This window comes from Rhizobium sp. 768_B6_N1_8, from assembly GCF_051811225.1.
Classification (GTDB): domain Bacteria; phylum Pseudomonadota; class Alphaproteobacteria; order Rhizobiales; family Rhizobiaceae; genus Rhizobium.
This window is the reverse complement of the sequence record NZ_JBPWPV010000002.1, coordinates 799,135-812,598: the sequence shown is the minus strand read 5'-3', so window position 1 is coordinate 812,598 and position 13,464 is coordinate 799,135. Positions and strand designations below refer to the sequence as shown.

The window sequence follows — 13,464 nt, the reverse complement described above, 5'->3', positions numbered from 1 at the left end:
CCTTTTGGCTGAAATATGCTGGCAGACGGACCAATTGCTGCGACGGCAAGGCCATCCCCGCGCGACCGCCGCGGCTGTCAGCCGCAGAATCCAGCACCCGATTTAAACAACCTGTTTTCAATCAATAAGACAGAAGCACGTCGTCATAGCTGAAGAACGCTTTGTTGGCTCCAATAAAGGCTATGTCCTGCGCAGCTTTTTCACCCGATCCATCTGCATCATAAGACACGATGCCGCTTGCCGAGTTATAGATTATCTGCGGGCCGGCGCCCGTCGCAAGCGCTCCGAGCTTGCTGACTACCACAAACGCTGACTGATCGAGAATGTGGTCGCCGTTCGCATCAAGGCCCGCAAATATTGACTGCGACAAGGCTATCTTGTCGTCTTCGCTGAAATCCCAGATCGAATCTTTATTCGTGGCGCCCATCTCAGAGAAATAGAAAGTGTCGGCCCCACCGCCGCCATAGAGAGAGTCATTGCCGCCAGCGCCGGCAATGGTGTTGCTCTGTGCGTTGCCGGTGATCAGATTGCCAAGAGCGTTGCCGATCCCATCGACTTCGGTACTCCCGCTGAGCCGTAAGTTCTCGACGAACGATTCATTGCGAAGATCTACGCTGACGCTTGACCATATCGTGTCTTTGCCGCCAGCTGCCAGCTCTCCTGTGACGCGATCTCTCGCGTCATTGAAGACATAGCTGTCGTCGCCGGCAGAGCCGTAATAGAGATCAGCACCCTTGGCCGCGGCAAAGCTGTCAGCTTTATCTGTACCTGTGTGAGCAGTAGGGGACGGTAGTGACGCCGAAGGATCGTCGGCGCTCCATTGTGCGGTCGCTGAAAGTGCCGTTTGGAGATTGCGCGTGTCGAAATTTGACGCACTCGCATTCTGGAGCGTGGCCAGCGTCGACCAGCCTTGGCCATCATTGGCCTGCACGACGGCAGATGTCCCGCTTTGTATGACGCGGATATGGCCATCGGCAATAAGGTCGCTTCCGCTGCCCCATCCCAACCGGGCGGCGAGCACCGAAACATCGATAACGTCGCCGTTACCGCCAACCTGAAAATCAGTGATGATATCGCCTCCTTCGCTCAATGCATGATACGCGAAGCGATCATGTCCGGTACCGCCGGTCTGAACGTCAGCCTTGTCGCCGCCCCACAAATAATCGTCACCGTCCCCACCGGATAGATTGTCGGCGCCGAGGCCGCCGAGAAGCTTGTCTGCGGCCGCCGTGCCGACGAGCGTATCGTCGCCAGGCACCACGTTGGTCAGAATCAGCGTGTTGATGAATTTGACCATCGATTCGGGAATGTTGTATCCCTCCAGATAGCTCTCGAAGATACTGTTCTTGACAATATTCGCCTCGGGCGAATTCGATATCATGAACGCGTAGTTCTTGATTTCTCGCAGAATTAGGTTGTCGACAAGCGAGTTGCGACCATCTCCGTCGCCATATTCATAGAACTGTATGCCATAGGCATCGCCGGCACTTCCGCTGTTTGTAAACGCGTTTCCTATGCCGCGAAAATCTCCGAACATTCGGGAATTAAAGGAGAGATCATCCGTGTAAACCCCGTTTCGGCTTTCGGAATGAAAATCATACGCCGAATTCGCCGCGTCGTAGACGACCGAATTTTTAGCCAGCAAACCGATTTCGGCGCCGTAGCTGGCCGCACTTGAGGCATTTGCAGCCGTTCCTATACCCTGGACCACAACACCCTGCCCGACATGCTCCGCAAAAAGGCCATTGATCTGGGTGCTCAGCGATGAACCGGTATGAATGCCGCAGTAGAGATTGGTGGCAGTAATGTCACTTAGAGTCGCGTTGACGTTGTTGACAACGTTAACGCCGAAGCCGCCGTCTTTCACTGTGACATTTTCCACGACGGCATCAACCAGATTGCGCAGATGAAGAAGATCGGCAGTGGCTGCGTTATATTCGCCGGCTGCGCCATCGATCGTGCCGTTCTTGATCGCAAATTGTCCCTCGGCGTAGACAGTGGCACGGACATTCGTCGCATAAAGGTTCTGCTCGACCAGCGAGCCCTCCAGGGTGACCGTGTTGCCATTGATGGCGATGACTTTGGCTGCCTGGCCAAGCTTGGTCGTCTGGCCGGCATCGCCCGGGTCGACATGGTCTCCGGGCAAATTGTCGTCAGCGGTTACCTTTATCCAGCTGCCGACCGTAATGTTTTGCGGCAAGGTCGTGTAGGTAATTGTTGCGTTGTTCATCGCGTCAGATGCCAGCGCGACAGTCTGCAATGGCGACTCTGCGCCAAATACGCCGAGAACCCTCTCAGAGCCTGTGGCCTGGTGAAGCGTGCCCCCGTTGAGATCTACGGTGACGTCACCTGATCCGACTGCGACGTAGATGGCCTTGCTAACGGTGATGTCAGCATCCTTTGACAGAACAACCGTTCCACCCCCATTGGAAACGGTTGTAAGCGCCTTGCGCAGTTCGGTTTCCCCGGCTGTGGCATCGAGATAGATCGTTGTGGGCATTCGAAACTCCTGCAGCAACAGTGCCAACAGGAACAACCTGTAGGAGCAGGGTTAAGATCAGCATGCGCCAATCGCTAAAGGTTTAATCAACAGGCATTTTTCTGAGCGATCCTCATAAAATGCATCCAAGCCGCGCAAAATACACTTAAAGCGGGAATCTGGTTCATAAAATCGCGATACTAGAAAGAAGTGAGATATACCCAGACCGGCCATTCCCGCCGGTCCTGTTGACGGACAGAACGGACAGAGGCGCTTTGAAAAAGACGTGATCGTTGCTGATGCCGAGAGGTCCGAGCGAGAGCGGCCACGTCGCCGGCTCTGGATAGACGCTGCTCAACCTGTTATTGCCGAGGAACCACCGCATGTCCGCGACTATGACGGGCGCACTGAAATCTCCGGCAAGCAGCACAGGTTCATTCGTCTGCCGCAGAACACGGGTGATGTTGAAGAGCTCGAAGCTGTGAAACGTATCGAACCAGGTCTTCGATAGCCGGGTCGCGAAAACGCGCACGCGCCGCCCTTCGATCGGAACGATAGCGGAGACCAGTTCGCCGCCAACCGGACTCAACTGCTCGACCCGGAGATCCGAAAGCGGTCGGCGCGACAAAAGCATAACGGTACAGCGTGAGTTGGGTGGATCGTCGCAGCCGACGCGAAATGGATAGGATTGGCGCATCAGATCCCGCCGACCGGCAAGAGAGCCGGTTGTGGTCATGACGAGGATGTCGGCATTCGCCTCGTCGACCGTCCGCTGCAGTGCGGCATCATCCGCCGCATCATCGAGGATCTTAATGGATAGCAAACGTAAGGTAGGCACGACGCCTGGCGTGGGCGCTTGAGCAAACTCTCCGAGCATCAGCATGGGGTGAGCGACTAATATGGCAGAGGCGATGCCGAGCAGCAGACTATACCAGTGACGAACAAAGAAAGTGGAGAGAAGAACAATCGCCAAGCATAGCGCTGCGATCTGCATCTGCAGCGCGCCAATGATCAACAGAGGCCAGATATCCAAGACATACCGAAGGCAAACAATCAACAGCACGATGGAGACCACGGTGCATGCAACGCAAAAAACGATATGTCTCATCAATCGGGGTTCCTGCGGTGCGAAAAATACGTCAGATGAGACCGGACACCGTTAGGCAACAATGAGTTAACCCGATCTGACGGTCGTGCGACACTCACAAAAATTCTCGTTAGCACCATGCGAAATGAGCTCAAAAATCCAAAGCTTTTTCTCGCACTGCACACAAAGCAGCTTCCACTGGCCTGTCGTCCATGCTTTATATGCCCCGCGTTCGGCACCGATGGAACTGAAATGTTCGTGCAACAAGGAGATGGTGTTTAATGGCACGCAGCTTGAACAAATTTCTCTGGCTGAGATCGCTTTTGGTAAAAGCTAAGTACCATTACTATACGAAGTTCTGGGGGATGAATATCCATCCAACGGCTACGTTCTCGTTGAGTGTTCGCCTGGACAAGACCTATCCCAAGGGCATCCATGTGGGCGAGAAGTCATATGTCGCGTTCGACGTGTCCATCCTGACTCACGACAGAACGCGCGGTGTTTACCGCGATACCAAGATCGGCAAGCACTGCTTCATCGGAGCCAGAAGCATCATTCTGCCTGGCGTGGAGATCGGCGACGAATGCGTCATCGGTTCTGGCAGCGTCGTTACCAAGAACATTCCTTCGCGCTGTATCGCAGCTGGCAATCCGGCAAAGATCATTCGTGAAAACATCGAAGTCGGCCCTTACGGCCGGTTCCTGTTTGCCGATATCCCGGAAGCCGAAAGAGCAGCCGATCAAAAAAAGAGCGGCACGGACGTTCGCAAGGCTTAGCGCTAGCCTCTCACTCCGCGCCTTCATCGCCGATCAGGCGCGTCGAAGGCAGGGCGATGAAAGTATTGGTCATCGGCCGCAAGGGCTTAGCTATAGCATCGAGCTTTTCGGCGAATTCCGGATCGCGGCCCTTGAAATGCGGTAACAGGACGTCGATCCACGCAATCATCTCTGGTTCGACTTCCTGGCGATACCCCGTTCGCGTCTCCAGTTGGTCGGGGTGGCGATACATAGTGGCGGCAAATCCGGCGACTGACTGAAGCTTCTTCTCCTGGTCGGCATCGAGCGTGATATCGTTGACATCGGCGAGCCGCACGAGGATCGCGATCGCGTCCATGGCAAAATTCTGATATTTCAGCGCCCGTCCGCCGCGGGCAAGCTCACGCGGCAACCCGCCGTCCTCTGGGACTTCGTCTAGCGCCGACTTCAATATATCCATCGACCAGTTGAACCGCTTTCGATCCTGCAGGTGTACTGCCATTAGACCGACAGCGGCAGCAGCCCAGTATCGATGATTGCTGTTGCCGTCGAGCCACGCATATTTACGCTCACGGGGGGCGGGTGTGAATTCCGCTACGATCATATCCGAAAGCTTGGCGAACCAGGCTTTGATTGGAACATCAGCAGAGCTGGCCGGTGGTGAGACTTCCTCAGCCACGGCATAAGCGTTGGAGAAGGAAATGCTGGTCCAGCCTCCGATGAGAACCGCCTGACGATGCCCGAGCGGATCATTGTCCTCGACACTACCAAGCAAAGCATCTGCACTAGCCCAGACGCGCATCTGCCGGATGATGCAGTTGGCGGCATTCCTGCCTTGTCCAGGCATGTCGAGCGCCGTCTCCATCATTTCCAGCATTTTTTTCGTGACGGCACCTGTCGGCCATAGACGCTTCACGTAGGCCTTCATAGCAACCGGGTCGACCTCTGACTGGGTTTGACTTGGTTTATAAAAACCAAATAGCTTGCTCATATCGACCAGTGGAGCAACTGGAACTGAGCAGACGAAAGGTCGGGTTCTTTTGGCAGAACCGTCCTCCTGCGTATCGGCGGGCACTTTCTCGAACAGGTATCGGAGCGGCGGCTCGGCAGCCGCGGGCGTTGCGAATAAGAGAAGGCCAGAAAAGAACCACGAAACCGTGAAACTAAAAGGTCTGGCTTTCCGCGAAACCATCGACATATCACTCTCCAAATCCGGCGATCGAAACTGCCGGTTGTTGCAATATCTATAAACGTGTGTTTGCAGCGAAGTTAAGCCGTATGGGTTATTTTCTACTTTTCAACCCAGATCTCAATGTCTATGTTGCACCGCAAGATGGGGGTCGCCAGCCGAGCCGCTCGCTGGGGCTCCAGCTCCACTGACATGTTCCCGAACAATAGAGTAGTCATGCCGAAAATTACGCTTTTCTCGACAAGCAATCTGAGGCAAGGCCGCTCCGAGCACCTCCAGAGGATGGTTGACTCGATTGCGCGTGCCAAGGTCGAAGACCCATCGATAGACGTCCATCTGTATCTTCTTCTGCAGAATGTTCCCGATGATGCCGCCGATCCCGAGTTTCCGGACTGGATCAGCACACGGCGAATCAATCATCAGATTTCGCTCTCGGCGGCCCGCAACCTGCTTATTCGAGAGGTCGTGAAAGCCGGCGTCGTCACTGCCGACAGCATATATGCCTTCCCCGACGACGATTGCTGGTATCCCGAGAAATTTCTGACCCTGGTCGCCAATCTCTTTCGCGATAAGCCGGAGATTGATTTCTGGTTCTGCCGTTATAGCTCGACTCCGGAGACAAAGAGCGCATTGACAACGGAAAAACCTGCTTTGCAGAAAGTGATATCGCGAGCGTCGTCGAACACGTTCTTCTTCCGTGGGAGATTGCTGCCCGAGTTGCAGATATTCGACGAGGCACTGGGGGTCGGCGCGCGTCTGAACGGCGGCGAGGACACGGATTATGCAATTCGGGCTTTCTACCTGGCCCGCGGCACTCTTTTCACCGATGCCGCCCTGGTCGGACACCGGGATCACGATTCGAGCCTCAAGCCGAAATATTTCCCTGGCACGCTTTACGCCATTGCCGCTCACAAGACGCGAAGCCTCCCCGGCATCATCGCGTTCATACGCAAACTTCTTGTCGGAGTATCATTGGTCGCGAGCGGCAAGTTGACGCTATCAAGCTATATTGCTGCGGTGCGGAATGCCTAGTCGCAGGAAGGGGCCTTTGACGTCTCCGTTTAATGGTAAAACGAGGCGCCGATGAATCGCAGTTCCGTTATATGGTCGGCTGTTCGCAATTGGGGGCCGCGCTTCGGCACGATCATCACTTTTTTCGTGCTGGCGCGTATTCTCGATAAAACCGAAATTGGCATGTTCGCGGCAGCCTATGCACTTGTATCGCTGACCGAATTATTTGCCGATAATGGTTTCGGTGATGCCATCGTTCGAACGCAGAACGTCACACGCGGAATTGCGACGAGCATTCTGATCCTGAATTTCGCTCTTGCCCTCGCCATTTATGCCTTGCTGACGGTTTTCTCGACCGAAATCGGCAATCTTCTTGGCGTTACCGGTATTGAGTCGGTATTGCAGCTCGTTGGGTTGTCGCTGGTTCTGAACAGCTTCGGCTATGTCCCGCAGGCCCTGCTGCGCAAGGAATTTCAGTTCAAGCGCCTCGCCTTCCGCTCTCTGGCATCAACCGTCGTCGGCGCTCTTACCGGCCTGGCAATGGCATTCCTAGGTTTCGGCGTCTACAGCATGGTTGGCCAGCTCCTGGCGACGACGGTGATAAATGTCGTCTTCCTATGGTATCCGGTGGTCTTACGGCCGGCGGCTCCCCAATTCGCTGGAATCGGCCATATTCTCCATTACGCCTTCGGCATCTTCGGGTCGCGCGTCCTGAACTATGCATCACTGCGAATGATCGAGATCGTTATTCCGATCTTCTTCGGGCCGGCAGCGCTCGCGCTCTACATCATGGGATCGCGCGTTCCAGCCGTGATAGCGCAGATGCTGACGGCCGTGATGGTGGACGTCAATCTTCCTCATTTATCGCGTCTGGTCGATAATCCTCCGCAAATGAAGGAAGCGTTCTACTCAAGCTTGCGCTCGCTTTCGATGATTTCCGCTCCCGCTTTTATCTCCATCGCGGCGCTTTCTCCGGAAATTGCGCGAATTTGCTTTGGAAGTAACGGGATCGATTCAGAACTCATCATGTTCCCTGCCGCCATTTTGGGCGCTGCCCAGTCGATCGGTTATAGCAATGAGGTCATGCTGAACGCGTGGGGCCTGCCACGCATCGTTTTGCGCATGCAGGTTTGCGCGGCAGTGCTCATTGCAATCATACTGACGGTGCTTCAGCACAGCACCGTGTTTACGCTCGTCACAGTATACGTCTGCTGCCACATCGTCGTCATATCGATAGGTATAGTTTACGGATCGCGAAAAACCCACGTTTCACTGAAGACGATGTTCGGTAAATGTGGCGCGTTTTTCCTGGCATCCTTCGCCAGCCTGGCCGTGGTTTATTTGGTAAGAGCCTATGCGATGCCCGCCTCGCCCGCGTTGCTGCGGGCGATAATCCTGGCCCCCCTCTTCGTGATCGTTTATGTCGCAGGTATTGGGGTGCTTGATCGAGACGCGCTGCGTAGTTGGCTGAACAAAGCAAGAAAAATTAGAGCCTGGAAACAAGCGTAATTTCCGAGGAGAGCGCGTCATGTTTAGAGAAATTGCCCAAGATTATCGAAGCCACAAGAGAGCCTTGATTGCGCAGGGCTTTTGGGCACTTGCTTTCCACAGATATGGAAGCACCGTCCGTTCGATCAAATTTGCGCCGATACGCATACCGCTAAAGATCGTGCATTTCTTCCTTATAAAATTTTCCGAAGTGTTTTTCGGAATCTACATAGGAGCGAATGCGAAGATTGGTTCTCGATGCGTCATCGAGCATTTCGGCTCAATTATCATTCATTCCGAAGTACGGATCGGTGACGACGTTCGCCTTCGGCAAGGGGTGACGATCGGCAATAAATCGGCCGATAAACCGAATGAAGTGCCGATCCTGGGCAATGGCGTGGACGTGGGTGCCGGCGCAAAAATTCTCGGCCCCGTCGTCATTGGCGAAGGTGCTGTCATCGGCGCGAACGCGGTCGTCGTCAGAGACGTTCCGGCTGGAGCGATCGCAGTCGGCGTACCGGCAGCAATTAAGTATCGAAAGACACCAGATACGGCCAAGACTCCAACCGCAATTGAACACCAGGACCGATAGGCTGCAATTACCAATCCACGGATGAACTAGCTAAACTGGTTCGCGCGCGTTTGTCTTGCCGGCGGAGCGAATTCACTCGGCACATGCTCCAGCTATCGCCTTGACAATCGTCGGCACCATAACCTTGACTGCAGTCGAAGCAACAGGGTGAGCCCCATCCGGTATTGCCGTCGACAATTCCTCCGCTGGCAACATCGACCAACCGTTGCTGTGATCGATGATTACAACGTTCCGTTCGGCCGCGACGCTGCGATGAGCCGAAATATAACTGCTCAGAAAGGGCCTGAGCGCACCCCTTAAACCCGACATCGGATTCATTACCATCATGTAGATCCGAGCATCGGGTAGCCCGGTTTTCAGCCTTTCAAGAATGGTCGAGAAGTTCCCGCGGCTGCGGCTGACGCTCATCCAGCGATTCAGCGCAGCATCATTCGCATAGAACTCGACAAGCACGATGTCAGGCCTTTCGGCAATTACGCGTTCTACCGAAGATAATCCCCATTCCGTCGTCGCTCCGCTCTTTGCCACGATAGCAACGTCAACCGTGCGATGAAGGCAGCGCTCAAGACCTTCTTCAAGGCTTGCCTGCCAGCCCCCCCGCGCAGTCAACGACGTTCCGAACGTCACAATCCTCAGAGGTGCCGCGGCCACATCAGCAACCGACAAAAGAAAGATAACGACGAGGCCGGCAGAGAACCTCATCAGCCATTGGAACCGGCAGCCACAGCCGCAGATGACGCCCGGCGTTTCTTCAACTGCATGATCCTTTCCTCGAAGAAGATAAAGGAAATGATCGACACGATCATCGTGAGAATGAAGGCGGTCGCTATCTGGACGATCTGGAAGGCCGTCCCTTCCCGCATCCCCGTCAACAGCGCGACAAGGCGCCCGGATGGACCGAGGAGGAGATTGTGAAAGAGATAAAAACCGTAGCTGACAACACCGACACCGCGGATCAATGGGATCTCAAGAAACCGGGTGGCGGTCGAATTCTGGCAGACTGCCAAAAGCATGATCAGCAATCCGGACAGGAGCGGCGCGATGATCAAGGCGGCGTTGGGATGGCCATTCAGGATGAAATAGAGATGCTGCAGCACCAGGACGATGCCTAGACCGGCGATCAGTAAACCGGAAAATCGCAAGTCGATGGAGCCAAGCCGCTTGGCTGCAAGCCCAAAAAGCCCGCCGACCGCAATGGCATAAAAACCCGACAGCGAATTCACGCGGAATTTAAGCTCGTCGTCGAATACCCACCAGCAGGAAACCACAAGCAGTACAAGCAGCGAGATCAGCATGCCGGATCGCCAGAATCGCGATGGCAGCCAAATGAACAGAAGCGGGAAAAATACGTAGAATTGCTGCTCTACGGAAAGGGTCCACAGATGGGATAATGGCCCCAGCCAGTCGTGCCTGACGAAGCCGATGTAAATATTCGTCGTATAGGTCAGAATCCAACCGATGCTGCCGTAGAATTTATCGACGTTGTCCCCCGAAACCAAGGTCATCGTCGACAGGAAAATCAGCCCAAGTGTCAGATAATAGATCGGGAATATTCGCAAAGCTCTATTGCGCATAAAGAGAACGATCTCGGTCGGACCATCGGATGTGCCCGCCTCCACCCGCTGCCGCGCTTTGAAGAGGATCGGTACGATGAGAAAGCCGCTCAAGGCAAAGAACACCCAGACCGCAAGAGTGCCCGTTTCCTGAACTTTGGTCAGTCCGGCATGGTCGGTAAGTACAAAGAGAACGCATATCGCCCGCAAGCCGTCGAGACCTTTAATCCCTTTGGCAGCACCAAATACCCTTTGATAGATTTCGTGCATGTTCGTTCCTTGCGCGCTTATAGCAAATTGGAAAATGAACCTGATGCTCTGTTGCCAAGTTATCGTGTTCAGCACGTTCCCGGCAGCACGCGGTTCGGAAGCCCTTTGCGAAGGACGAGCGATAGAACGCTCGCGCGTTTTCTATTCAATCGAGCCAAGAGTAGCAACCGAAAACACCCTGCCAACATAACTCACCCTTTGGCCTCGAACTCCGCCATTCACACCGGACATCATGTTCCGCAGATTCTCCCGGATTGCTTCCTGGAGAATAACGACCGCTGAGCCTGGATTTCCTTCGCGAGGGCACATCAATTCAGCCGGTCGAGCTGAATTCTGACCGCACGTTTTTCTCATTCCATGGCGGCTGCGATCGGCCGCAACGAGCCGATACGACTAATCACATATTTGACGATGATCGGCCCCACGACGCCTGCAATCGTCGCGCCAACGAGGAGAAGAAGTGCCTGATCGCTGACAGAGAAAAACCGTCCGAAAACGACCTTCACGCCACCGACGAAAATCGTGTTCAGCAGATAGATGGCGAAGGCGTTCTGGCCAATGAATTCCAGGAAGCGACTCTGATTGCAAAGCCGCGAGCGGATCAGCCCGTGGAAAACGACGAGAGACGTCATACCAACGAGGAAGTAACGCCATTCGGAATTGAACGAGATATAGAGAAGGACAAGGAAGACGGCGACGGCCGGAATGAAATACCGATCGACGAAAGCCTCCCAGGAATCCTTGTGAAGGCAGGCAACGCAGCCTGCCATGAAGGACGCATAAAACATGAAGATGCGATTGATGTAGACATAGTCCAGTATCGCATCGTTATAGAACATAAGCACATGCAGGCCGAACATGATGATCGAAGCTGCAAACAGGATGTTCAAGCTCACATTCATGCGCGAAAAGAGGAATGTCGTACCGATCGAGAAATAGAAGAGGACGATCAGGTACCATACGAACATCGACGGGCTCTGCTCGGTATGGATGAAGACATGCTGAACCGAGAGCAGCAGGTCGTTAACGGGCTTGTCGACCGAGACGAACTGCCCTGCGAAGAATTTTGCGAAAATGACGATCGCCGCCATGATGAAAAACGGAATAAGCAGCCGCTTTGCGCGTTTCGTCGTATAGGTCGCTAGTGAACCCTTCAGCTTGTGAGCACCGACATAGACGAAGACATAGCCGCTCAGAAACATAAAGAGCGGCATGTGGAAAGCATAGATCGCCTGTCGCAGATCAATCGCCCATACAGGGAAAGCCGCGTCGTAGGTATGCCCCCAGACGACGAGGATGATAGCCAATCCTTTGAGACGTTCGATATCAGCCAGCCATTTCCGTTGCGGTCTGGCCGCGGGCTGTTGGGTTGCATTCATCTGCGACGCATTCGCCGTGTCTTCTTGCTGGGGCATATGATCTCTGTTTGCACTTGAAGAGGAAAGACGGGCAGACAGCGGGATATCATGTCGCCGGTGACCTTGGAAGCATAATCTACCGCAGTGCACACAAAGCCACCCCGAGAACAGCGGCAGTGCGGTGCGACTTTTTCCACATGAAGGCTCTTCCATGCGCAAGGATGCAGCATCGCCAGGTGACGACTAGGCGAGCATCCATCCCGCGCCTCCCACCGTCACCAAAACTTCACACAGCCTTCAAGAAGCTGTCGCGTCTGCGCGCTAATCGTCGCTGAAACGGAATGCAATTTTTTTTGCAGAGGAAAAATTTATGTCAAACAAATTGCAGAATACGGTCGCAGCCAGCGTTGTCGGCCTGATGTCCATGGTCGGTTCGGCGCATGCCGAAACGACCGTGAAGTTCTGGCACAGCTTCAGCAAATCCTCCGGCGAGGCGCTGAACAAGATCATCGCCAATTTCGAAGCTGCCAATCCCGGCCTCCATATCGAAGGCGAATTCGTCGGTGACTACAATGATATCGTTGCCAAGCTGCAGGCGGCCATCCCCGCCAACCGTGCGCCTGATGCCGTCATCATGGAAGTCACCCGCTACGGTCTCTTCGCCGACCGCGGCGCGCTGATCGACCTCACGCCCTATTTCAACGCCGACCCGCTGAAGGACGACCTTTACGACTACGCGCGTGAGGTCGGCGTCTACAACGGCAAGAACTACATCGTGCCGTTCAACTCCTCCACGCCGGTCCTTTATTACAACAAGGACATCCTGGCGCGTGCCGGCTTTACGACGGAACCCTCGCTGAAGACTTTCGCAGATATTCTTGCCGTTTCGAAGACAATCACCGAGAAGCTCGGCGCGGAAGGCATCAGCGGTATTGCGGCCCCCGGCCAGTTCGCTCGCTGGGGTCTCGTGATGTCCAACGACAGCGAACTGATCAATTCCAAGACCAACGATATCCTGCTCGACTCGCCGAACACGATCGAAGCCTATCAATGGATGGCGTCGCTGGTTCATGACCAGAAGGTCGCCTCTCCCGATGGCGTCACCGATGAGGATGTCGGCCGCGACGCTTTCTTCGCCGGCAAGGTCGGCATCTCGCTCAACTCGACGGGTGATTATGGTGGCGCCAAAAAGGCGCTCGGCGACAAGCTCGAAGTCCGCCCGATGCCCTGCAACAAGGTCTGCTCCGTTCCAATCGGCGGCGCCGGTATCGGTATCCTGTCGACCTCGCCGAAGGACGTTCAGGACGCTGCCTACAAGTTCATCAGCTATGCCGCTTCGCCGGAAGCCAATGCCATCTGGTTTGCCGCGACCGGCTACCTGCCGATCAACAAGAAGAGCGCTGCCCAGCCGGCCGCCGCCGAAGCACTTGCGAAGAAGCAGGGTATCGACGTCGCCATCAAGCAGCTCGAATTCGCCCATGGCCGTGCTCGCCCGCCTGTCGTCACCTGGATGCGTACAACCGAGTACAAGATGTGGGAAGCCATGGCACTCGGCCAGCGCGATGTCACAGAGACGATGAAGGACTTCGCTGAACAGACCCGAGAAGAAGCCAAGCGTTCCAGCAACTAAGCCTCTCCCCCAAGTCAAGAGGGCGGGCCTTGAACGGCCCGTCGTCTCAACT

General features: G+C 54.9%; 11 protein-coding genes. 5 read left to right on the top strand and 6 right to left on the bottom strand.

Features of this window, described 5'->3' with window-relative positions; translation table 11 throughout:
* Positions 1-121: 121 nt before the first annotated feature.
* The gene (locus tag AB8B33_RS28140) at positions 122-2,500 is read right to left on the bottom strand and encodes a hypothetical protein (protein ID WP_439017887.1); all 2,379 of its coding nucleotides are present in this window, start codon (positions 2,498-2,500) and stop codon (positions 122-124) included.
* Between the two features lie 163 nt (positions 2,501-2,663).
* Positions 2,664-3,587, bottom strand: a complete 924-nt coding sequence (locus AB8B33_RS28135) for an endonuclease/exonuclease/phosphatase family protein (RefSeq protein WP_439017886.1) — start codon at positions 3,585-3,587, stop codon at positions 2,664-2,666.
* Positions 3,588-3,847: 260 nt separating this feature from the next.
* Between AB8B33_RS28135 and AB8B33_RS28130 the strand changes: the two genes are divergently transcribed.
* Entirely contained in the window at positions 3,848-4,342 is a 495-nt protein-coding gene (locus tag AB8B33_RS28130; protein WP_439017885.1) for an acyltransferase, read from the top strand.
* Between the two features lie 10 nt (positions 4,343-4,352).
* Here AB8B33_RS28130 and AB8B33_RS28125 read toward each other — a convergent pair whose 3' ends face one another.
* Positions 4,353-5,519: an alginate lyase family protein gene (locus AB8B33_RS28125; protein WP_439017884.1), complete on the bottom strand. Its 1,167-nt coding sequence runs from the start codon at positions 5,517-5,519 to the stop codon at positions 4,353-4,355.
* 207 nt (positions 5,520-5,726) lie between these two features.
* On the opposite strand from AB8B33_RS28125, the gene AB8B33_RS28120 reads away from it, so the two are divergent.
* Genes AB8B33_RS28120 through AB8B33_RS28110 form a run of 3 tightly spaced genes read left to right on the top strand, consistent with a single transcriptional unit; the run spans position 5,727 to position 8,601 of the window.
* Positions 5,727-6,542 carry a glycosyltransferase family 2 protein gene (locus tag AB8B33_RS28120; protein WP_439017883.1) on the top strand — a complete coding sequence of 272 codons (816 nt, stop codon included), beginning with the start codon at positions 5,727-5,729 and terminating at the stop codon, positions 6,540-6,542.
* A gap of 51 nt (positions 6,543-6,593) precedes the next feature.
* On the top strand, positions 6,594-8,030 hold the full coding sequence (locus tag AB8B33_RS28115; protein ID WP_439017882.1) for an oligosaccharide flippase family protein: 1,437 nt from the start codon (positions 6,594-6,596) through the stop codon (positions 8,028-8,030).
* A gap of 19 nt (positions 8,031-8,049) precedes the next feature.
* The gene (locus AB8B33_RS28110; protein ID WP_113320089.1) at positions 8,050-8,601 is read left to right on the top strand and encodes a serine acetyltransferase; all 552 of its coding nucleotides are present in this window, start codon (positions 8,050-8,052) and stop codon (positions 8,599-8,601) included.
* A 72-nt stretch (positions 8,602-8,673) separates the two neighbouring features.
* Here the strand turns inward: AB8B33_RS28110 and AB8B33_RS28105 are convergent, their stop codons facing one another.
* The 3 genes from AB8B33_RS28105 to AB8B33_RS28095 all read right to left on the bottom strand — a co-directional run bounded on the left by AB8B33_RS28105 (position 8,674) and on the right by AB8B33_RS28095 (position 11,839).
* A complete protein-coding gene (locus tag AB8B33_RS28105; RefSeq protein ID WP_439017881.1) occupies positions 8,674-9,303 on the bottom strand; it encodes an SGNH/GDSL hydrolase family protein in 630 nt (209 codons plus the stop codon).
* Positions 9,303-10,499: an acyltransferase family protein gene (locus tag AB8B33_RS28100; protein WP_439017880.1), complete on the bottom strand. Its 1,197-nt coding sequence runs from the start codon at positions 10,497-10,499 to the stop codon at positions 9,303-9,305. The genes AB8B33_RS28105 and AB8B33_RS28100 overlap by 1 nt, the downstream gene beginning before the upstream one ends.
* Positions 10,500-10,774: 275 nt before the next feature.
* Positions 10,775-11,839, bottom strand: coding sequence for an acyltransferase family protein (locus tag AB8B33_RS28095; protein ID WP_439017879.1), 1,065 nt, complete (start codon positions 11,837-11,839; stop codon positions 10,775-10,777).
* 313 nt (positions 11,840-12,152) lie between these two features.
* Here AB8B33_RS28095 and AB8B33_RS28090 point away from each other — a divergent pair, with 313 nt between their 5' ends.
* Positions 12,153-13,412, top strand: a complete 1,260-nt coding sequence (locus AB8B33_RS28090) for an ABC transporter substrate-binding protein (RefSeq protein ID WP_439017878.1) — start codon at positions 12,153-12,155, stop codon at positions 13,410-13,412.
* Positions 13,413-13,464 lie beyond the last annotated feature (52 nt).